General features: G+C 63.8%; 20 protein-coding genes. 6 read left to right on the top strand and 14 right to left on the bottom strand.

From position 1 onward, the window contains the following. Positions 1–110: 110 nt before the first annotated feature. The 8 genes from ACF8EA_RS23220 to ACF8EA_RS23185 all read right to left on the bottom strand — a co-directional run bounded on the left by ACF8EA_RS23220 (position 111) and on the right by ACF8EA_RS23185 (position 6,213). Complete coding sequence (locus ACF8EA_RS23220) at positions 111–1,163, bottom strand: AI-2E family transporter (protein ID WP_021785488.1); 1,053 nt, start codon at positions 1,161–1,163, stop codon at positions 111–113. A gap of 12 nt (positions 1,164–1,175) precedes the next feature. Beyond that, positions 1,176–1,970, bottom strand: a complete 795-nt coding sequence (locus tag ACF8EA_RS23215; RefSeq protein ID WP_021785487.1) for a DUF4892 domain-containing protein — start codon at positions 1,968–1,970, stop codon at positions 1,176–1,178. Positions 1,971–2,079: 109 nt separating this feature from the next. After that, on the bottom strand, positions 2,080–2,934 hold the full coding sequence (locus ACF8EA_RS23210) for an alpha/beta hydrolase (protein WP_176682187.1): 855 nt from the start codon (positions 2,932–2,934) through the stop codon (positions 2,080–2,082). Further along, entirely contained in the window at positions 2,931–3,719 is a 789-nt protein-coding gene (locus ACF8EA_RS23205; protein ID WP_392523407.1) for an alpha/beta fold hydrolase, read from the bottom strand. The genes ACF8EA_RS23210 and ACF8EA_RS23205 overlap by 4 nt, the downstream gene beginning before the upstream one ends. Before the next feature lie 92 nt (positions 3,720–3,811). After that, positions 3,812–4,186 carry a hypothetical protein gene (locus ACF8EA_RS23200; protein WP_325951013.1) on the bottom strand — a complete coding sequence of 125 codons (375 nt, stop codon included), beginning with the start codon at positions 4,184–4,186 and terminating at the stop codon, positions 3,812–3,814. Between the two features lie 162 nt (positions 4,187–4,348). Next, the gene (sixA, locus tag ACF8EA_RS23195; protein WP_392523405.1) at positions 4,349–4,807 is read right to left on the bottom strand and encodes a phosphohistidine phosphatase SixA; all 459 of its coding nucleotides are present in this window, start codon (positions 4,805–4,807) and stop codon (positions 4,349–4,351) included. Beyond that, positions 4,804–5,151 carry a DUF4389 domain-containing protein gene (locus ACF8EA_RS23190; RefSeq protein ID WP_252459068.1) on the bottom strand — a complete coding sequence of 116 codons (348 nt, stop codon included), beginning with the start codon at positions 5,149–5,151 and terminating at the stop codon, positions 4,804–4,806. Before ACF8EA_RS23190 ends, sixA begins: the two co-directional genes overlap by 4 nt. A 36-nt stretch (positions 5,152–5,187) precedes the next feature. Continuing rightward, on the bottom strand, positions 5,188–6,213 hold the full coding sequence (locus ACF8EA_RS23185) for an NAD(P)H-dependent glycerol-3-phosphate dehydrogenase (RefSeq protein WP_325950587.1): 1,026 nt from the start codon (positions 6,211–6,213) through the stop codon (positions 5,188–5,190). Between the two features lie 274 nt (positions 6,214–6,487). Here ACF8EA_RS23185 and ACF8EA_RS23180 point away from each other — a divergent pair, with 274 nt between their 5' ends. From ACF8EA_RS23180 to fabB, 5 genes are all read left to right on the top strand, one after another. Beyond that, positions 6,488–8,602, top strand: coding sequence for a TonB-dependent receptor domain-containing protein (locus ACF8EA_RS23180; protein ID WP_323601569.1), 2,115 nt, complete (start codon positions 6,488–6,490; stop codon positions 8,600–8,602). Further along, positions 8,602–9,492, top strand: a complete 891-nt coding sequence (locus ACF8EA_RS23175; protein ID WP_330509119.1) for an ABC transporter substrate-binding protein — start codon at positions 8,602–8,604, stop codon at positions 9,490–9,492. The genes ACF8EA_RS23180 and ACF8EA_RS23175 overlap by 1 nt, the downstream gene beginning before the upstream one ends. Further along, on the top strand, positions 9,489–11,420 hold the full coding sequence (locus tag ACF8EA_RS23170; RefSeq protein WP_084850704.1) for an ATP-binding protein: 1,932 nt from the start codon (positions 9,489–9,491) through the stop codon (positions 11,418–11,420). The genes ACF8EA_RS23175 and ACF8EA_RS23170 overlap by 4 nt, the downstream gene beginning before the upstream one ends. A gap of 207 nt (positions 11,421–11,627) precedes the next feature. Continuing rightward, positions 11,628–12,143 carry a 3-hydroxyacyl-[acyl-carrier-protein] dehydratase FabA gene (gene fabA / locus ACF8EA_RS23165; RefSeq protein ID WP_003251509.1) on the top strand — a complete coding sequence of 172 codons (516 nt, stop codon included), beginning with the start codon at positions 11,628–11,630 and terminating at the stop codon, positions 12,141–12,143. A gap of 11 nt (positions 12,144–12,154) precedes the next feature. Next, entirely contained in the window at positions 12,155–13,375 is a 1,221-nt protein-coding gene (gene fabB / locus ACF8EA_RS23160; RefSeq protein WP_021785478.1) for a beta-ketoacyl-ACP synthase I, read from the top strand. A gap of 81 nt (positions 13,376–13,456) precedes the next feature. Here fabB and ACF8EA_RS23155 read toward each other — a convergent pair whose 3' ends face one another. Then, positions 13,457–14,464: an amidohydrolase family protein gene (locus tag ACF8EA_RS23155; RefSeq protein WP_392523402.1), complete on the bottom strand. Its 1,008-nt coding sequence runs from the start codon at positions 14,462–14,464 to the stop codon at positions 13,457–13,459. A gap of 116 nt (positions 14,465–14,580) precedes the next feature. Here ACF8EA_RS23155 and ACF8EA_RS23150 point away from each other — a divergent pair, with 116 nt between their 5' ends. Next, positions 14,581–15,444 (top strand): pirin family protein, encoded by an 864-nt coding sequence (locus ACF8EA_RS23150; protein ID WP_319298483.1) that lies wholly within the window; start codon positions 14,581–14,583, stop codon positions 15,442–15,444. Positions 15,445–15,473: 29 nt separating this feature from the next. Here ACF8EA_RS23150 and ACF8EA_RS23145 read toward each other — a convergent pair whose 3' ends face one another. The 5 genes from ACF8EA_RS23145 to trbF all read right to left on the bottom strand — a co-directional run bounded on the left by ACF8EA_RS23145 (position 15,474) and on the right by trbF (position 19,735). After that, on the bottom strand, positions 15,474–16,199 hold the full coding sequence (locus ACF8EA_RS23145; protein WP_392523401.1) for a dienelactone hydrolase family protein: 726 nt from the start codon (positions 16,197–16,199) through the stop codon (positions 15,474–15,476). Between the two features lie 305 nt (positions 16,200–16,504). Beyond that, entirely contained in the window at positions 16,505–16,747 is a 243-nt protein-coding gene (locus ACF8EA_RS23140; RefSeq protein ID WP_392523399.1) for a DUF2274 domain-containing protein, read from the bottom strand. Continuing rightward, positions 16,744–18,027, bottom strand: coding sequence for a TrbI/VirB10 family protein (locus ACF8EA_RS23135; protein WP_392523397.1), 1,284 nt, complete (start codon positions 18,025–18,027; stop codon positions 16,744–16,746). The genes ACF8EA_RS23140 and ACF8EA_RS23135 overlap by 4 nt, the downstream gene beginning before the upstream one ends. Positions 18,028–18,029: 2 nt before the next feature. Then, the gene (gene trbG, locus ACF8EA_RS23130) at positions 18,030–19,034 is read right to left on the bottom strand and encodes a P-type conjugative transfer protein TrbG (RefSeq protein ID WP_392523395.1); all 1,005 of its coding nucleotides are present in this window, start codon (positions 19,032–19,034) and stop codon (positions 18,030–18,032) included. Then, positions 19,031–19,735 (bottom strand): conjugal transfer protein TrbF, encoded by a 705-nt coding sequence (gene trbF, locus ACF8EA_RS23125; RefSeq protein WP_031692087.1) that lies wholly within the window; start codon positions 19,733–19,735, stop codon positions 19,031–19,033. Before trbF ends, trbG begins: the two co-directional genes overlap by 4 nt. Positions 19,736–19,755: the final 20 nt, after the last annotated feature.

Here is a 19,755-nt window from a genome sequence, read left to right as displayed (position 1 = left end):
GTAACGGCCTCTTCGCGGGCACGCCCGCTCTCCCACAGGCACTGCACAGCCTTCAAGGCCTGTGTGGTACCTGTGGGAGCGGGCAAGCCCGCGAAAGGGCCGTTACAGGCTTATTGTTGTGGCGGCTGCTGAGCCGCGTTACGGCTCCAGTCCAGCAACAGGCTGTAGCCGACCGCCAGCAAGGTCGGCCCGATGAACAGGCCAATGAAGCCAAAGGCAAGCAAGCCACCGAACACGCCCAGCAGCACGATCACCAGCGGCAGGTTGCCGCCACGGCTGATCAGGTAAGGCTTGAGCACGTTGTCCACGCCACTGATTACGAAGGTGCCCCAGACGCCCAGGAACACTGCCATGCCGTATTCGCCCTTCCACACCAGCCAAGCGGTGGCCGGGATCCAGGCCAGCGGCGGCCCCATGGGGATGAGGCTGAGCATGAAGGTCACCAACCCCAGCACGATCGCCCCGGGCACCCCCGCGATCAGGAAGCCGATCAGCGCCAGGATGGCCTGCGCGGCCGCCGTGCCGATCACCCCGTTGACCACCCGCTGCACGGTAGCGGCTACCAGCTCGAGGTAATACTCGGCGCGCTCGCCCATCAGCCGGTGCAGCAAGCGCAGCACGAATGCCGCCAAGCGTGGCCCGTCGCGGTAGAAGAAGAACACGAACACCAGGCTCAGGGTCAGTTCCAGCACGCCGCTGCCAATCTGTGCGCTGCGAGCCAGCAACCAGTTACCCACCTGCCCAAAGTAAGGCTTGATCGAGGCAAGCAAGGCTGCACCTTGCTGGTCAAGCGATTGCCAACCGTTGACCAGGCGCTCGCCAACGAAGGGTATGCCGCCCAGCCAGGCCGGCGCATCGGGCAGGCCGTCGACCTGCACATCACGCACAAACGCCGTAGCATCGCGAATGTGATCGGCCAGGTTGAACCCCAGCCACACCAGCGGCAGTGCCACAATCAGGATCCAGGCCGTGGTCAGCAGGCCCGCTGCCAGCGTCTCACGCCCCCCCAACAGGCGCGTGAGGAAGCGCATCAACGGCCAGCTGGCAAAGGCCAGGATGGCCCCCCACAGCAATGCCGATATGAACGGTGCCATCACCCACAGGCCAGCACCGAGCAACGCCACCAGCAGAATCTGGACCAGCAGGCGATCATTGTTAATCATGATGGTGCTCGTTCAACGGATCAGTTCAAGGTGCAGGCCGTCTGCAGGCGCACTGCCGACTTCAAGGCGGCGGCTGCGCACCCCGGCCTTGACCAGCGCCTCGCGCCAGGCCTCAGCCTGGGCGCCACTGAGGCTGACGCGCAAGCTGCTGTCGAGGTTCAGGCTGCGGGCCAGCAGGTTTACCCAGGTGTCTTGCGGCGCTGCAAGGTCCGGGTAGTCGAGCTTGCCGGTGTCGAGCATTTCGCGCAGCACCGTGGCAGCGGTTGGCAGCAGCTCGCCCAGCGGGCTGTCTGCGATAAACTCTTCCACATGCAGGTAGGCACGGCGGTTGCCACGGGTAACGCTGTACAGCGCGACCAGGGTGTCGGCCTCTTCTGCCGAGCGGCGTAGCAGAATGAACGCCTGCTGCTCATCGCCACCGTTGAGGCGGGCATTGGCGAATACATCATTGGCCCACAGGCTGGCCTCACCGCAATCACGCCCCTGGCACCAGAACAACGGGTAGCCACCGTCGCGTACAAGTGCTTCGCGGGCACTGGTGAAGGCCTCACGGGCAGTACGCTCGACGGGCAATTCGTAGGTCACCGAGCTGACCTGACCGCGGCTCTCGACCTTGTCATCGACCCGCAGGCGGCCACTGATCTTGCGCAACGGGCCCATCGGGTAGACCCGCTCCTGCTCGACGGCCGGGCGTTGATCGACCACCTTGGCGTCCTGCGGTACCGGCAGGCTACCAGCCCACAATACGGGGCTGGCGAGCACCAGGCAGGCTGCCAGGGCAGTGCGAATGGAAACAGGCGCGCTCATTGGCGAACCAGGCGGCGCTCAGCGCCGAATTGAAGCTCCAGGATGTCTGGCAGTTGCATGGTTGTCTCCCTGTTCAACCCGCCAAGCCTCGACACTTGTCCGGTGCAAGTCAAGCAAAGCCAAAGAAGCGATTGATACAGTCTGCGACAAGGACTGCGCCCTGCGCATCGTTCAGGTGCAGGTGATGGCCGCCGGGCAGCGTCACCTGTTCAAAGGGTAGCTGCTCCAGCAACCCCGTGTGGCGTGCCAGCATGCCGTCGGCAGCCACCACCAACAGCGCCGGGCAACTCACCCGCCGCACATAGGCCATGGCCTGGGCCTCGCTCAGGCGCACCGGCGAGGGCAGGGTCAAGCGGCTGTCGCTGCGCCAGCTGTAGCCACCGGGCACCGGCATCAGGCCACGCTGGGCCAGCAGCTCGGCCGCCTCACGGCTGACCGCGACCATGCCTTTCATTCGGGCTTGCACACCGGCTTCCAATGTCGCGTACACCGACTTGCGTTTGCCATCCAGCCGCAACTGGGCTTGCAGTGCCATCCCTAAGCGCTCGCCGGCGTCCTGCTCGGCGCCGGTCGGCGGGATGACGCCGTCGATCAACGCCAGGTGACTGACCCGATCGGGCAATGCCCCGGCCAGTTGTACCGAAATGATCGCGCCCAACGAATGCCCCAGCAGGGCGAAACGCTGCCAGCCCAGTTGCTCGGCCACTCGCAGCACGTCATGGGCATAGTCGGCCAGGGCATAACCGGCGCCGAGCGGGCGGTGCTCCGAATAGCCATGGCCGGCCAGGTCCAGGGCGACGATGCGCAGCCCTTTCAGTTGCGGAGCCAGGCGGGCAAAGCTGTTGGCGTTGTCCAGCCAGCCATGCAGGGCAATCACCGGCAGCCCGTCTTCGGGGCCGAACAGGTGTGCAGCCAGTTCGATATGGCCCAGGCTCAGGCGAATCTCCTCAACGTGCGCGCTCATGCCTGGCTCCAGCGGTCGAACAGGCCCTTGATCAGGCTGGCAGTGTCGGTCGGGCGCTCCAGCGGGAACATGTGCCCACCCGGTACACTGTGGTATTCACCTTTGGGCATGCCACGCACAGCCAAGGTGTGGTGGCGACGGATGACGTTGCTACGGTTGCCGCGCACCATGGCCAGCGGCACCTGCAACTGGCGCGCGGGGGCGGGGCTTGTATGCGGGATGCTGCGGTAGATGCTGATTTCGGTCGCAGGATCGAAGCGCAACTGTAGCCCCTGCTCCGCCGCCTGCAGGCCATGTTCCAAATAAGCGTCGAGGCAATCGGGATCGAAATGGCGGAACAGTGACTTGCCCGCGAAATAGTCCCGGGCGCTGTCGCGGTCGTTGAAGGTTTCGCGACGCCCCAGGGTGCGCCCTGCCGGTGTGATGCGGTCGATGAAACCAAAGCGCTTGGCTGTGCGCAGCAGCCACTGATCCGCGCGGGTGAGCACCGGAGAGTCGAGCATTACCAGCCCCCGGTAGTACTCGGGGCAGCGTAATGCCGCGTGCAGGTGCAACACCCCACCCAGCGAATGGCCAACGCCCCAGACTGGCTGGTCCTGCTGCGCCAGGTGATGCAACAGTTCATCGACCAGGCTTTGCCAGTTTTCGTCCACGGGAAAGCGCGGGTCATGTGCATGTTGGGCCAGGTGCTGCACCTGATAGTCCGGCGCCAGCGCTGCAAACAGCTTGCCATAGGTGGCCGATGGAAAACCGTTGGCATGGGCGAAGAAGATCTGCTGCGACATGGCGCCTGGTCCAGAGCGGAGTGATGGCCCATTGTCGGCATCAGCGGGCGGTTCGGCAATGTCCATAAAGGTCATCGGCGAGGGGGATCAGGTCATGCCGAGCGGTCGAAACTGCTCAGCGACCGCCGCAGGCAAGCCTGCATGTAGGCCACTTGGCTCTCCAGCGCCTCGCGGGCCAGACGCTGGCCCTGGTAGTCCAGTTGCAGGCGGCGCAAGGCCAGACAACTGGTTTGCAGCAGGTGCGAGACCCGCAGGCAGGCGTCCTGCAGTGTACGCAAGTCCTGTTCGCATTGTTGCCTCGCCGTGGGCTCCAGCCTGGGGTTGTCGCTCACCTTGCGCATCAGGTGGTAGAACCTGGCATCGGCCGATTCGCGCAGCAGGCTGTATTGGGCGAAATCCAGCGAAGTACCTTGGTCAACCTGTTCCAGGGTGGGTTGCAGGTCCAAGGAGCGCAACAGCTCCAGCATTTCACCCCTCATTCGCCGCTCCCTGATATTTGCCGTGGGGCAACGCTAGCAAGCGATGGTGAAGCGCGACAACTGACAAAAATGCCAGTTGCCTTATCGATCATTACCCACGCCAGCATTCAGACCCGGGCGAGACAGCGGCCTGCACAAGCCATCGCAAGTTCAAGCGGGTGAGTGGATGGCCCGAAGCGTCATCAGCCCGGCCAGCGGCCAGTCACCTTCCAGCTCCGCCAGGCTGGCAGTGCTCATGGCCGCCGGCTGTTGCTTGTGACCGTGCTCCAGCGCACCTACCAGGGTACCCACCAGCGGCTGATGGCTGACCAGCAGTACATGCTCAAGCCCCAGGCGCTCGATTTCGCCGATGACCTGCTGCACATCCCCCTCAGGCGTCAGCCAAGGCACGGTGCGCACTGGCTCGGCGAAGCCCAGGGTTTCATGTACCAGCGTGGCTGTCTGCTGGGCGCGTACGTAAGGGCTGGCGAAAATCGCCTGCAATGGCTGCCCGATCAGGCGAGCAGCACTGTGCAGCACCTGCTCGCGACCATGGGCCGTCAGCCGGCGCTCGGCGTCTGTATTGGCCCGCGGCTCAGCTTCACCGTGGCGCAGTACCCACAGCTTCACAGCTTGGGTTCCTCGTCACGCACCGGGTGGGGTGCCGGCGCCACGGCGTGCGCGGCTTCGCCTTCCGGCGCACGCGGGGCAGGCCAGTCAGCGAACGGCCATGGCTTCTGGTCGCTGTGGAAACTGCCGAAGCGGCCGATCTGTGCCAGGTACTGGCTCAGGCTGTCGCCGAAGTTCATGAGACTGGCGCTGGGTGCCCCATACACCAGTCGGTAGATCAGCTGTACCAGCACCAGGCCACCCAGCAGCACCTCGGCCAGTTGCCATACCACCAGGAACACCAGCATCCACAGCACCCGCAGGATGATCGACTCGCGCTGGGCGCGTTCGGGCGTATCGTTCATGTGTTGCTCCTTGCTCGTGTCAGAGCCGCAAAGGGCTCAGTTGAAACCGCTGATGGAAATGAAATCGACATCGGTCTTGGGCTCGGCGCGCATCAGGTGCTCGATCACCTGGTTCAGCGTGCGGCCTTCGAACAGGATGGCATGCAGGCCAGCGACCAGCGGCATGTACACCTGCACTTGCTGGGCTTTGCTCTTGAGCACCTTGAGCGTGTTGACACCCTCGGCCACTTCGCCCAGGCGGTTGACCGCCTCTTCCAGGCTTTGGCCCTGACCCAGTGCGTAGCCAACCTGATAGTTGCGGCTCTTGGGCGAGGAGCAGGTGACGATCAGGTCACCGACACCGGCCAGGCCGAGGAAGGTCATGGGGTTGGCGCCCTGGCTGACGGCGAAGCGGGTCATCTCGGCCAAGGCCCGGGTAATCAACATGCTCTTGGTGTTCTCGCCCATCCCCAAGGCCACCGCCATGCCGGCGATGATCGCGTAGACGTTCTTCAGTGCCCCGCCCAGTTCGACGCCGAAACGGTCGGCACTGGCGTAGACGCGGAAGGTGCGCCCATGCAGCACGGCCTGTACCTGCTGGCACAGTTTTTCGTGCTCACTGGCCACCACTGTGGCAGTCAGTGCATGTTCGGCGATTTCGCGCGCCAGGTTAGGCCCCGACAAAACGCCGATGCGCGCCTCGGGGGCGATTTCTTCGAGGATCTGGCTCATCAGCTTGAAGCTTTGCGCTTCGATGCCCTTGGTCAGGCTGACCAGGCCTTTGCCGCGCAGCAGTTCGGCATGGGGTGCCAATACGCTGCGCAAGGCACTCGATGGCAGGGCAACAAAGATCAGCTCACTGGCCTGCAGGGTGGCCAGCAGGTCGTTGACCGGCTCAACCCCATCGTGCAAGCGGATGCCCTTGAGGTAGCGCGGATTCTCGCGATTCACACGCATTGCCTCGGCCTGCGCCGGATCGCGCATCCATTGGCGCACCGGCACACCGTTTTCCGCCAGCAGGTTCGCCACGGCGGTGCCGAAGCTGCCGCCGCCCAGAACCGCAACAGGTTGCTGTTCAGTCATATCCAATCCATTAAAGCCAAAAGTTAGTGGCGACCCCGCCATTATACGGCTCGCCTGCCATGCGCCAAGGCTAGCAACGCAGATGACACTGTCATGGCCACATTGCAACAAATGCAGGAGCGAGCTTGCTCGCGATGCGCCGCGCGGGCGGCGTTCGATTTCCGCCCCCGTGAAAGCGTCAAGACAGGCACGCTGCAAAACCGCTGCAGATCACTGGAAAATACGCCAAGGTCAGTTACCATGCCTGTTTCAATCCTGAAACAAAGGCAGCCCCGTGTTCCCTGGCACGCCCCCTTACCCGCGCCTGCTGTTATTGACCGCCCTGCTTGGCGGTCAGGCCATGGCCGACGACCTGTTCATCGACAATACCGATCTGCCACAGGTTCTGACCGCCACACGCCTGAAACAATCCCCCGCCGCTGTACCGGGCAGCATGACCGTACTCGACAGCGAACTGATTCGCGCCAGCGGTGCCCGTGACATCCCCGAACTGCTGCGCCTGGTACCGGGCATGATGATCGGCTACGGTGCCGGTAATCAACCCACGGTCAACTACCACGGCAGCAACGTCAACGACGCACGGCGCATGCAGGTACTGATCGATGGCCGCTCGGTCTACCGCGCAGGCCTGGCCACGGTGGACTGGAGCGACATCCCTTTGGCCATGGAGGATATCGAGCGCATCGAGGTATTCCGCGGCCCGAACACAGTCAGCTATGGCGCCAACGCATTGATGGCGGTGGTCAACATCCTCACCCGCCACCCCGCTGACAGCCATGGTACGCGGCTGAAAGTGACGCGCGGCCAGGACGGCATCAACGACTTCTATGCCAGCCACGGCTTCGGTTGGGACGGCGGCGACATGCGCCTGTCGCTGTCAGGCCAACAGGACGACGGCTTCGATGAGAACCAGTTCGGCCAGGACTACCGCGACAGCCGCCGCCTTACCCGCCTCAACCTCAGCGCCAACCACAACCTGGCGGTCGACCAGACCCTGGAGTGGCAACTGGCGGCCAAGGAAGGCAGCAATCAGCGGCCCTACACCTACCAGCCAGTGTTCCAGAAGTACGAGTCCGGGAACAATGCCGACGTCAACGCCAAGGACTATGCGGGCTCGTTGCGCTGGACCAAAGACTTCAGCGCCGAACACAGCCTTTATATCCAGGGCTCAGCCCAGCATTTCGATCGCCAGCAAGTGTGGCGCGCCTGTGATGCCTTGCAGTCGTTCAGCCCCGAACTGACCCAGCTGTGGCAGTTGAACCCCGACTTTGCCGAAAAAGTGGCGCGCGGGGTTGCCTTGGGCAACCTGCCCACGACCAGCGACCCGGTGCTGAGTGCGCTCTCCGACAAAGTGCAGGCGCAATGGAAGGCCGGTGGCAGCCAGCCGGTCTGCGGCGATGTGGACCAGAGCACCCGTGAAACCCGCTATGACCTGGAAATCCAGGACACCCTGAGCCTGACCGACAGCCTGCGTCTGCTCAGTGGCATGAACTACCGCTATGACCGCGCCGACTCGCAGACCTACTTCAACGGCAGCATCGACGACCAGACCTGGCGTCTGTTCGGCCAGCTGGAATGGCGGGCCGACGAGCACTGGATACTGCAAGGTGGGGCCATGTTCGAAGACTCGCGCCTGTCTGGCAGTTCGCTGACCCCGCGCGTCGCGGTCAACTACCTGATCACCCCGCGCCACGGCCTGCGTGCGGTGTACTCCGAAGCGGTGCGCTCGCCCGACATGTTCGAGAACAACGTCAACTGGAGTTACACGGTCAAGAACCTGACCCCTAATGCATTCGGGCTGCAAAACGGTGAGTACTTCGTCAAGACCCGTGGCCCTGGCGACCTTGAACAGGAGCGCATGCGCTCGCGCGAGCTAGGCTACAACGGCTACTTCAGCGACATCGACCTGAGCCTGGATGTGAAGCTGTTCTACGACGAGATCACCGGCATGATCAGCGAGCCTCTGAGGAACAACCAGTACATCGCCAGCAACGCCAACAAGGCCCGTTTCAGCGGCAGCGAGGCGCAGATGGACTGGCGTCCCACCCTGCGCGACCGCCTGCGCCTGACCTATGCCTACGTCGATGCCTGGGCCAGCAACCCCGACGACCGCCGCCTCAGCGCCCGCAACAGCGGCTCGGCCGGGTGGATGCGCGAATGGGGTGCCGGTTGGTCGAGCGCGCTGTTCTACTACGGCGACGATGCCCTTAACCAGTACCGCTACGAGCGTCTGGACCTGCGCCTGGCAAAACGCTTTCGGGTGTATGGCAGTAACCTGGAGCTGGCGGCGCTGTGGCAGCAGCGCCTGGACGATGAACCGACCACGGCCGTGCAGAACCGCTACGACAGCCGTCACCGCCTGAGCGTGAGCGCGGAGCTGGAGTTCTGATGGCCCTGCTGCTGCGCTTGTTGCTGCTGTGCCTGTGGCCGTTGGGGCCTTTGTCCGCCAGCGAAATCCTGCTGGTGGGGGCTGAGGACCAGCCCGGTATCCGCAGCTTCATCGCCGCACTGGAAAGCCGCCGACCGCACGATCACGTGCAGTTTCAGATCACCGCCAACCTGCCACGCCCAGGCAAGCTCAAAGCCGACCAACGCCTGATCCTGCTCGACAGCGCAGCACTGGAATGGCGCCTGGGGGAAACCGCCGGCCCGCCGGCACTGGTCATGCGGGTCAGCCGGGTACAGGCTGAACAGCGCCTGGGAAAGTCGCGCCCCGCGTTCCTCACACTTTTGTGGAGCGACGCACCGTTGGGACGGCAACTGCGCCTGATACGCTACTTGTTGCCGCAGGCCAGGCGCATTGGCGTGTTGTACGGCGAGCACAGCAGTTTCCTGCTGGACGAACTGCGCCATGCTGCACGGCCGCTAGGCCTGGAGATCGTTGCCCAGGACTGGTCCGATCCGCGTGATAACCGCCCCCTGCAGCATCTGCTGGGCAACAGCGATGTCCTACTGGGCCTGGACGACCCTGACTTGTACAACTCCAAGACTGCAAAGAATCTGCTGTTGAGCAGTTATGGCCGGCAGATGGCGCTGATCGGCCCGAACGCCGGCTTCGTTCGCGCCGGCGCCCTGGCCAGTACCTACAGCGACCAGGACGACTGGTTGTGGGTGCTTGACCAGTTGCTCGATCAGCCGCCGACGCGCTGGCCGCGCAGCCTGTACCCCATGCGCTACGGCGTCAGTGGCAACCAGCAGGTGGCCCGTGCCCTGGGTCTGGAACCGATCGATCAGAACGCCGCCGCCAAGGCCCTGGCCGAGGGAGAACCTACCCCATGAGCAAACGCTTGAGCTGGGACATTCATACCCGCACGCAGATCATCAGCCTCGGCCCCGCCCTGTTACTGACCTTGCTCTTGATCAGCTTCTTTACCTTCGTACGCATCCAGGACCTGCGCCAGGAACTCAACCACACCGGGCAACTGATCGCCAACCAGTTGGCACCGGCGTCGGAGTACGGGGTGATTTCGGGCAACAACGAAGTGCTTGAAGGGCTGATGCGCGCCACCCTCAGCATCCCGCACGTGCGCTTTCTGGAAGTGCAGGACAGCCGCAACCACATCCTGGTGTACGTCGAGCAGTCCGACGAAAGCGCCAACCGCGCGCAACAGGTCGAGGTGTTCCAGGCGCCCATTCGCCTGCAACAAATCCGCCTGGACAACGACTTCCTGCAACAGGGCAAAACCACCCTCCCGGCCATCGGTGACGACTACCTGGGCCGGGTGATTGTCGGCATGTCCGATGACGCCTTCAGTCAGCGCCAGCAGGAAATCGTGATCAAGGCCGGGATCCTGGCGCTGTTCGCCCTGCTGTTCACCTTTTTGCTGGCACGCCGCCTGGCCCTGAGCCTGGCCAAGCCGATCAGCGACATGGGCCACGCGGTCAAGGCTATTCAGCAAGGCGAGTACAACACCCCCCTGCCGGTAGTCGACGACAGCGAGCTGGGCCACTTGGCCCGCCACATCAACAACCTGGCCAGCGCCCTGGAGCAGGCCAGTGATGAACAGAAGCAGGCCATTGCCGAACTGATCCAGGCGCGCGAGGAGGCCGAACAAGCCAACCGCGCCAAATCAGATTTCCTGGCGATGATGAGCCATGAGTTGCGCACGCCGATGAATGGCGTGCTGGGCATGCTGCAACTGCTGGAAACTACACCGCTGAGCAGTGAACAGGCCGATTACACGGCAGTGGCCAGCGAGTCCACCGGGCATTTGCTTAAGGTGATCAACGACATCCTCGATTTTTCGCGCATCGAACGCGCCGCGTTGCAACTGGAACACATCGACTTCAACCTCGGCGAGCTGATCACCAGCAGTGTCCAGTCGTTCCAGCACAGCGCCCAGCAACGCGGCCTGGGCCTGCACCTGCAACTGCCGGCCGGTATCGAGCAGTTGCAGGTGAACGGCGACCCCACGCGCATCCGCCAGATCCTGCTTAACCTGGTGGGCAACGCCCTGAAGTTCACCGAACGTGGCCAAGTGCAAGTCGAGGCACGCTGGCAGGTGCTCGACCGGCAGCTGATCTGGCTGACCTGCAGCGTGCGCGACACCGGCATCGGCATCGACAGCGATCGCCTGGAAATGATGTTCGTCGCCTTCCAGCAGGCCGACAGCTCGATTTCCCGTCGTTACGGCGGCACCGGGCTGGGGTTGTCGATCGCTCGTACCTTGGCCGAGCGCATGGGCGGCAAGCTACGCGGTGAAAGCCGCGAGGGCCTGGGTTCGACCTTCACCCTGGAGATGCCGCTAGCCCTCGCCACCCCTGCCCCCATTCCGCGGACGCCGCCAACAACTGCACAAACGACGGTACCGGACAATGATAAGGTACTGCTGGTGGAGGACAATCCGGTCAACCGGAGTGTCGTAGAAGCCATGCTGCGCAGTCTGGGGGTGCCAGTATGCACGGCCGAGGATGGCCTCGAAGCCGTCGAACTGGTCGGCCGCCAGCGCTTTGCTGCCGTGCTGATGGATTGCCGCCTGCCGCACCTGGACGGCTATGAAGCCACCCGACGCATCCGCCAGTTGCCCAACGGCAAGGGGCTACCGATCATCGCCCTGACCGCCAACGCCCTGCAGGGCGACCGTGAACGTTGCATGGCCGCCGGTATGGACGATTATCTCAGCAAACCCTTGCGCCGCACCGAATTGCAGCGGGTGCTGCAGCACTGGTTACCCGGTCAGACAACCGCGACTGGCGATAAATGCTAAATTGCGGCAGTCTTAAACACTGGACAGGACCTTCATCGGACCTGAAAATAGACGTTTCAGTGCACACCTGTACTTCTTTCACCAGGTGCGCTGTGACTTTCACCACAACGCAATAGTCTACCTGTAGGCTGCCGCCTCGAAGCGCTTGGTTTTCGAGCCGGCCGGGAAGATTCATCCCCTGCCGCAGGGGGTTATTGAGGAGCTCGCATGACCAAACAACACGCCTTTACTCGGGAAGACCTGCTGCGCTGCAGTCGCGGTGAGCTGTTCGGCCCAGGTAATGCGCAACTGCCCGCGCCGAACATGCTGATGGTCGATCGCATCACCCATATCAGCGAAGAAGGCGGCAAGTACGGCAAAGGTGAGTTGGTCGCCGAGCTGGATATCAACCCGGACCTGTGGTTCTTCGCCTGCCATTTCGAAGGCGATCCGGTAATGCCGGGCTGCCTGGGCCTCGACGCCATGTGGCAGCTGGTTGGCTTCTTCCTCGGCTGGCAGGGCCTGCCGGGCCGTGGCCGCGCCCTGGGTTCGGGCGAGGTGAAATTCTTTGGCCAGGTACTGCCTGAAGCCAAGAAAGTCACGTACAACATTCACATCAAGCGCGTCCTGAAAGGCAAGCTGAACATGGCCATCGCCGATGGCTCGGTCAGCGTCGACGGCCGCGAGATCTACACTGCCGAAGGCCTGCGGGTCGGCGTGTTCACCTCCACTGACAATTTCTAAGGGTTATTCGCATGCGCCGCGTCGTTATCACTGGTCTGGGCATCGTATCGTGCCTGGGCAATGACAAAGCTACCGTCACCGAAAACCTGCGCAACAGCCGTCCGGGTATCCGTTTCAACCCGGAATACAAGGAAATGGGGCTGCGTAGCCAGGTTTCCGGGTCCATCGACCTCAACCTCGAAGAACTGATCGACCGCAAGGTTTACCGCTTCGTCGGCCACGCGGCTGCCTACGCCTACCTGGCCATGCAGGACGCGATCAAGGACTCCGGCCTGACCGAAGAGCAGGTTTCCAACCCGCGTACCGGCCTGGTGGCCGGCTCCGGCGGCGCCTCGACCCTGAACCAGATGGAAGCGCTGGACACCCTGCGTGAGAAGGGCGTCAAGCGCGTCGGCCCATACCGGGTAACCCGTACCATGGGCAGCACCGTGTCGGCATGCCTGGCCACCCCGTTCAAGATCAAGGGCATCAACTACTCGATCTCGTCGGCCTGCGCCACCTCGGCTCACTGCATCGGTACCGCACTGGAGCAGATCCAGTGGGGCAAGCAGGACATCGTCTTCGCCGGCGGTGGTGAAGAAGAGCACTGGAGCCAGTCGTTCCTGTTCGATGCCATGGGCGCCCTGTCGACCAAGCGCAACGAAACCCCGGAACTGGCCTCGCGCGCCTACGACGCTGACCGCGATGGCTTCGTCATCGCTGGCGGTGGCGGCATGGTCGTGGTCGAGGAACTGGAACACGCCCTGGCCCGCGGCGCCAAGATCTACGCCGAAATCGTTGGCTACGGTGCAACTTCCGACGGCTACGACATGGTTGCTCCTAGCGGCGAAGGCGCCATCCGCTGCATGCAGCAGGCGCTGTCCACCGTCGACACCCCGATCGACTACCTGAACACCCACGGTACCTCGACCCCGGTCGGTGACGTGGCCGAGATCAAGGGCGTGCGTGCCGTGTTCGGCGACAAGGCTCCGAAGATCAGCTCTACCAAGAGCCTGTCGGGTCACTCGCTGGGCGCTGCCGGCGTGCACGAGGCGATCTACTGCCTGCTGATGATGGAAAACAACTTCATCGCCGGCTCTGCCAACATCGACGAGCTGGACCCGGAAGTCGCCGACTTGCCAATCCTGCGTAAAACCGAAGAAAACGCCAAGATCGACACGGTCATGAGCAACAGCTTCGGCTTTGGCGGCACCAACGCCACCCTGGTGCTCAAGCGCTGGGAAGGCAAGTAAGACGCTGCTGCTGTAAATGAAAACGCCCCGACTGGTTCGGGGCGTTTTTGTTTGTGTTGCCCGCGAAGAGGCCGTCACAGGCTAATGGCGCGCCTTGGGCAGCACCGCCAGAAAGTTCTCACGGGCCACCTTGTGCGCTACCGCCTCCGGCAAGGCATCCAGAAACGGTTTGAACCCGTGCATCTGCTCCCCCAGGCTGCCAAACCGCCCTACCACATCCGAACCCAGCATGAACCGCTCCGGGAAGCGCTCGACCAATGCCAGCCATTCCTCGCGCGGCTTGCCCTTCTCGTTCAGCAGATAAGGCTGCAGCACACTCCACGACAAATCGACATACAGGTTCGGATAGTCCTCCAGCAATCGCGTCAGCACTGGCAGCAGAAAGTCCATCTGCGTCTGGTGGCGGTGTATCTCCATGCTGCTGCCCGCGTGCGCCCAGATGAATCGCGTATGCGGGTGATTGCGCAGCGGCTCTTCGATCTCCGCCAGGTACAGCGGGTTGCGCTCGCGCTTGGAAGTAAGGTTGGAATGCAGGAGCACGGGCAGGTCGCGCTCGGCCGCCAGGTGGTAGATACGCGTCATGGCTTCATTGTTGGCACGTGGCGTGTCGCCACTGGTCAGCGCTGTCAGGTCATCATGGCGGGTGAACACCTCGCCGATGCCCTGCCACAGCCCTGGGTACATATCGAGCATGCGCTCGATATGACTGACAGCGTTCTTGTCCACCGGGTTGAAACCGCTCAAAAACGGGTGAAAACGTTTGCGCTGCTCGATCGGCAGCTGCTGCAGAGCCGCAGCCACGTAGGTGTCGGTGGCGCTGTACCAGTAGGCATCAGCGTCATCACCGGCGTAGTAGCGCGGGCGTTTGGGTTCGTCTTCGTGCCATTTTTTGGCCACTGGTATTCCGGAAATCATCGACTGCTCGATACCCGCAGCATCCATGGCCTCAAGCAGGGCCGGCATGCCTTCGCTTTCCTGGAAAAAGTCCACGTAATGCAAATGGGCATCGCTGTAGCGGTAGTCGCGTGCCTGGGCCGCCTGGCTTAGACAGGCAGACAACATCACGCAGGCCAGCGCTCTGGCAATCATGGGCAGGTTCCTTCTCCGAGTATGAAAACAATAGACCGGCCGGCCAACGCGACGGTTCAGCCACGGCAGGCAAACCGTTATGCTTGAAGCACTGTCACCTCGCCTGGAGCCGTCCCATGAGCAGCCCCCTGGTCATTCACCCCCGTGCCGAATCGGTCGAGGGCCAGCCGATCCTGCGCCCGCTGCCATCGGCCCAGTGCCGCAGCGTTGGCCCGTTCGTGTTTTTCGACCACATGCTCGAAACCGACTACGCCCCGGGGCATGGCATGGACATCCGCCAGCACCCGCATATCGGCCTGTCCACCCTGACCTACCTGTTCGAAGGGGCAATCCAGCACAAGGACAGCCTGGGTTCGGACCAACACGTGCTGCCCGGCGATGTCAGCTGGATGACGGCTGGCAGCGGCGTGGCCCACGTTGAGCGCACGCCTGCGGACGCCCTGGCCCATGGCTCACGTCTGCACGGCCTGCAGGTATGGCTGGCGTCGCCGCGTGAGCATGAACAAGGGCCGGCGAGCTACAGCCATCACCCTGCGGCGAGCCTGCCGGTCAGCGACAGCCTGGGGGTGCGTATCTGCATGATTGCCGGCAGCGGGTTTTGCCTGACGTCCCCGGTACCGGTGCTGTCCCCCACCCTGTATGCCCATGTCCGGATGCAGCCGGCGACTACCCTGCTGGTGCCAGAAGAGCCTGCGCAGCGTGCGCTGTACCTGCTCGACGGTGAGCTGATGATGAATGACGAGGACGTGGCGCCGTGCAGCCTGGTGGTGCTTCCGGAGGGCGAAGCGGTGACGTTGTATGCTGAAGGTGAGTGTCAGCTGGTGCTGATAGGTGGCGCACCGCTGGATGGGCCGCGGCGGATGAACTGGAATTTCGTGGCCAGCGACCCGGAACTGATCGAGCAGGCAAGGGCCAGGTGGGCTGCCGGGGATTGGCCTGTGGTGCCGGGGGAAACTTCGAGGATCGAGTTGCCTCGGTGATGGGGGCCGTTTTGCGGCCCCGTGCACGATCAGCGCTGGAACACTTCAGTCAGCAGGTTATGCATTGAGCGGAACGCCCGCTCCGAGGTCCGCCGGTCATACTGCATCTTGCCAGGTACATTGGCACTCGGGTCGGTGAACGAGTGCACCGCGCCGCCGTAACTGAGCAACTGCCAGTCCACCTTGGCTGCGTTCATCTCGTCTTCGAATGCGGGCAGTTGCTCTTTAGGCACCAATGGGTCGGAGGCACCGTGCAACACCAGCACCGAGCCCTTGATGCGCTTGGCATCTTCAGGGTTCGGCGTGTCCAGGGTCCCGTGGAACGACACTGCCGCGCGCAGATCGGCGCCGCTACGGGCCAGTTCCAGGGCGCAGCAGCCACCGAAGCAGAAGCCGAAGGTGGCCACCTTGCCAGGCTCCAGCAGCGCCTTCGACTGCCCCAGCAATTGCGCCAAGGCTTCCTGCATGCGCTTGCGCAGTTCACCACGGTCGTCCTTCAACGGCATCATCGCCGCGCCAGCCTCGTCGGCATTGGACGGGCGCACCGATTGCCCGTACAGGTCGGCGATCAGCACCACATAGCCCTTCTCGGCCACTTCTTTGGCGATGCGCTCGGCACCTTCACCAATGCCCATCCAGTTCGGCGCCATCACCAGCCCTGGGCGGCCCAGCGCACCCGGCTCATAGACCAGGCGGCTTTCGTAGGTTTTGCCGGACAGGTGATAAACCAGTGATTCGACGATTACTTTGCTCATCAAGCACTCCTTTGGCACTCGTCATAAAAAATGTCCGCTGTCAAGTCTTTGATGCTGGCAGGCAGCGGCGCGAAAGGTCTTACGGGGCAACAGGTTAGGCCAGATTTCGGCCATCGTGTGCTCTTGCTGCTTTTCTGGCTAGGTGCCGCATAGGCGCTTCGCTGTAGCAAGCCCAAGGACGGCACAGCGGGCAAGGTCGCACTGTCATCATAGCCGTGGCTTGTCGCAAGCGGCCTCTCAAAACCAAAGCGCAGCCGGTGGGCTGCGCTTTCGTTTCCTGGCGGATGGTGGATGCGACAGCATCGTCAACTCGGCTTCGGCGGCGGCACCTTGCTCGTCCCTCCCTTCCTGAATCCCCGATCGCCGGCGATAAACGCCTCCAGCATATGCGGGATCAGGGTCACGGCATCGACCGCCTCTCCATACGCCTGCGCATGCAGCGCGGCGTAGTGGTCGAGGTCGGCTTTCAGGCTGGCCGGGCAGGAAAAGGTCAGTTTCGTGGATTCCATTTTCGGTAGCGGCCCGAGCCGCAGCTTGCGCGTCGTCATCGTGAAGTCCCCTTGTTGAAGAACAACGGCTGGTAGGGCCGCAGCACCAAGTCGCGGTTGGCGATGATGCGAACCGGCAGGCCCGGCCGCTCGGTCAGCGTCGGCTGGATGTTCATGTTGCGCCGGGTCATCTCCTGGCCGACCTGATTGATGCTGTCCTGCGCGCTGTCGCGCCCGGCGATGATGATGCGATCGCCGTCTTGGCGGTTCTCCGGCGCGGCCAGCTCGGCGCCGACGCCCAGCAGCGTAGTCAACGCTGCGCCGGCGAAGATGCGGCCCCAGTGGTAGTCCACGTCGTCTTCCAGACCGGCATAGCCAGCCGGGTCGGCTCCGACCAGGTTGTCGAGCGTGAGCGAAGACGTGTCGGGCAGGATGATCCGGTTCCACACCACCTGCACGCGGCTCTGCCCGTAGCTCACCTGGCTGTTGTATTTGCCCAGGATGCGGGAACCCTGCGGGATCAGCAGGAAGCGCCCGGTAGCCGTGTCATAGACCGGCTCCGTCACCGTGGCGATCACATCGCCCGGCAAATCCGACTTGATGCCCGTCACCAGCGCAGCGGCGATGACCGTCCCGGCCATCACCTGATACGGCGAAGCCGGCAGCGTCAGGTTGCCGGAATTACGAGTTTCCGTGGTTCCGGCTTTCTGGAATGCCTCTTTCTGGTCTTGCCGGTTCTGTACCGCCGTCGGGTCGGCAGGCTGCGCCGCCGTTGAGGCTGGCCCGGCCGCCATCGGGTCGAACGCCGCATTGGCGGCGAAGCCCGGCGCGGCGGCGGCCTGCGACTGCGCCACCGGCGCGGCCTTCTGCGTGCCAGAGCGGAAGAACACGGACGATGCCGCAGCCGCTTCGGCTTCCTTGCGGAGCGCATCGTTCGAGTCGTGGCCGGGGGCCGCATAGGCGGCCGTCACCGGCTGCTGCGACTTGACGATGGCCGGGCCAAGATCGCCCGGCAGCGGCGGCCCCAGCTCGGGCACCGTGGGCGGCAAGGCTGGCGGCAGTTTGGAGTAGTCTGCCGGCAGCGCATCCAGCCCTTCCGACTTGGAGACGCGATCGACGTTGTAAAGCTCGGTCTGCTCGCCAGCACCACGCCGCTGCGGTTGCAGCGACCACATCAGCGCGCCGAGCACGGCGACCGACAGGCCGCCGGCGAGGATGGCCAGCGTGCGCCGGTTCAGGCGCGTGACCGGGCGCGGCTGGGCGCGCAGCGCCACCGCCTCGGGCGCGATCTTGCCCGCCGCCTGCGGCGCGGCGAGGTCGGGAGTGTCGTCTTGGCTCATTGTCAGTTCCTCCGCGCCACGCCGTCGGTGCGCTCGATCCGCACCACATCGCCACCATCGCCACCCAGGCGCAGTTCGGCCGCACCAAAGAGGCGATCCACGATGTAGTACGGCGAACGGAAACGGTAGTTCACCAGTTGCCCGTCGCCCTGCGCGCCGATGACGAACAAGGGGGGCAACTCGCCTTGGGCGATACCCGGCGGGAACTGGATATAGACCTTCTCGCCATCATCGAAGGCCCGCTGTGGCTTCCACGGCGGATTGCTGCCGCTGATCGCGTAGCGGAAGCGGATCTTCTCCAACGCCAGGCCGGTATCGACCGGCGCGGCGGCGCTGGCCGCCTGAGACTGGCGCTGCAAGGCCAGCATCCGGTCTTTGGGGTAATCCCAGGACACCGAGGCCATCCATGCCTTTTCCGTTGAGGTCAGTTCCAGCAAGTACGTCCGCCGGCTGGTGGTGATGACCAGATTGGTTTTCAGGCCCGAGCGGGTGGGCTTGACCAGCACATTGACGCGCAGCGCCTCGCCGCTGCCGCTGGACGTGTCGCCGACGATCCAGCGCACGGTATCGCCAGCGGCGACCGTCACGAGTTCCTCGCCGGGCTGGAGCGAAACCACGGTCACGCGCCCCGGCGCGGCATAGACCTGATACAACGCGCCGTCGCTATAAGGCCACACCTGAATCGCGTTGACGTAGCCTTCGCGGGTCGGCGCGATACGCGCATCGGCATTGGCGCGCGAGACGCGCACCTTCTCGTCGGCTGGCTCCGGCGCGGGCGTGGCCTCGTCCAGCTTCGGCAGCGGCTTCAACTGTGCCGGCAGCGCCAGCGGCTCGGGCACGGCGACGACTTCGACCGGTTTGGGCGGCTCGGGCAGCGGCTGCGCCTGCACCGGCTCATCGAGCGAGATGGACGGCGGCGGCTTGCCCTGCGAGGCGCAGCCCAGCAATGACGACGTGGTGGCCGCGAACATCAGCACGAAAGCGTAAAAGCGAAAAGGCACGTTCATGGTTTGGCTCCTTCGGAAGAATCCAGTTCGCGGCTCCACGACAGGCCGTTGACGTAGATCCCCAGCGGGTTCTTGCGCAGGCGCTGTTCGGTGCGCGGGGTTTGCAGGACGGTAGAAAGCACGGCGTTCCAGCGTTCGGTGCCAGCGGGCGCGCCATTGACGAACCGCTGTTCCGTCCAGCGGACGTTGAACGAGGCATCGCTCGCGCGCGTGACGCTGGTGATTTGCACGGTCACCGACTCGCGGCCGACACGGGCGAACGGATCGTTCTTGCTCGCGTAGTCGTTGAGCACGGCCGCGCCCTTGTCGGTGGTGTAGTCGTACGCATCAAGCCAGTTCTGCCGCACCACGATGGGGTCGATGGACAGCGAGCGCACCAGCGTCACGAAGCGCGCCAGGTGATGCGCGATCTGCGCATCGGCAGGTCGGTACGGCGTGGCGGCCTCGCCCACGGTACGCACTTGGCCGGATTGATCGACTTCGATGACGTAGGGGGTCACGATGGACTGCGCCGAGCGCCACACCAAACCGCCGGCCATCAGCAGCGCGAGCGTGAGGCAGCCGAAGGCCATCAGCCGCCAGTTCTTCGCCTGCACGCGGGCCGAGCCGATACGCTCGTCCCATACCTGGGCGGCAGCTTGATACGGAGTGGCAGGCTGCGGCGTATCGGCATAGCGCACCTGCGGTCGTTTGAATCGCATGGTCAGTTCTCCTTGTGAAT

This window comes from Pseudomonas sp. YQ_5 (genome assembly GCF_043103305.1).
Lineage (GTDB): Bacteria > Pseudomonadota > Gammaproteobacteria > Pseudomonadales > Pseudomonadaceae > Aquipseudomonas > Aquipseudomonas putida_Y.
Note: the sequence above shows the minus strand (reverse complement) of the source record. Positions and strands in the feature narration are given on the sequence as shown.

Coding starts and splice junctions, on each gene's coding strand:
- ACF8EA_RS23220 (WP_021785488.1), bottom strand. CDS start 1,163: ATGATTAACAATGATCGCCTGCTGGTCCAGATTCTGCTGGTGGCGTTG.
- ACF8EA_RS23215 (WP_021785487.1), bottom strand. CDS start 1,970: ATGAGCGCGCCTGTTTCCATTCGCACTGCCCTGGCAGCCTGCCTGGTG.
- ACF8EA_RS23210 (WP_176682187.1), bottom strand. CDS start 2,934: ATGAGCGCGCACGTTGAGGAGATTCGCCTGAGCCTGGGCCATATCGAA.
- ACF8EA_RS23205 (WP_392523407.1), bottom strand. CDS start 3,719: ATGTCGCAGCAGATCTTCTTCGCCCATGCCAACGGTTTTCCATCGGCC.
- ACF8EA_RS23200 (WP_325951013.1), bottom strand. CDS start 4,186: ATGCTGGAGCTGTTGCGCTCCTTGGACCTGCAACCCACCCTGGAACAG.
- ACF8EA_RS23190 (WP_252459068.1), bottom strand. CDS start 5,151: ATGAACGATACGCCCGAACGCGCCCAGCGCGAGTCGATCATCCTGCGG.
- ACF8EA_RS23185 (WP_325950587.1), bottom strand. CDS start 6,213: ATGACTGAACAGCAACCTGTTGCGGTTCTGGGCGGCGGCAGCTTCGGC.
- ACF8EA_RS23175 (WP_330509119.1), top strand. CDS start 8,602: ATGGCCCTGCTGCTGCGCTTGTTGCTGCTGTGCCTGTGGCCGTTGGGG.
- ACF8EA_RS23170 (WP_084850704.1), top strand. CDS start 9,489: ATGAGCAAACGCTTGAGCTGGGACATTCATACCCGCACGCAGATCATC.
- fabA (WP_003251509.1), top strand. CDS start 11,628: ATGACCAAACAACACGCCTTTACTCGGGAAGACCTGCTGCGCTGCAGT.
- fabB (WP_021785478.1), top strand. CDS start 12,155: ATGCGCCGCGTCGTTATCACTGGTCTGGGCATCGTATCGTGCCTGGGC.
- ACF8EA_RS23155 (WP_392523402.1), bottom strand. CDS start 14,464: ATGATTGCCAGAGCGCTGGCCTGCGTGATGTTGTCTGCCTGTCTAAGC.
- ACF8EA_RS23150 (WP_319298483.1), top strand. CDS start 14,581: ATGAGCAGCCCCCTGGTCATTCACCCCCGTGCCGAATCGGTCGAGGGC.
- ACF8EA_RS23145 (WP_392523401.1), bottom strand. CDS start 16,199: ATGAGCAAAGTAATCGTCGAATCACTGGTTTATCACCTGTCCGGCAAA.
- ACF8EA_RS23140 (WP_392523399.1), bottom strand. CDS start 16,747: ATGACGACGCGCAAGCTGCGGCTCGGGCCGCTACCGAAAATGGAATCC.
- ACF8EA_RS23135 (WP_392523397.1), bottom strand. CDS start 18,027: ATGAGCCAAGACGACACTCCCGACCTCGCCGCGCCGCAGGCGGCGGGC.
- trbG (WP_392523395.1), bottom strand. CDS start 19,034: ATGAACGTGCCTTTTCGCTTTTACGCTTTCGTGCTGATGTTCGCGGCC.
- trbF (WP_031692087.1), bottom strand. CDS start 19,735: ATGCGATTCAAACGACCGCAGGTGCGCTATGCCGATACGCCGCAGCCT.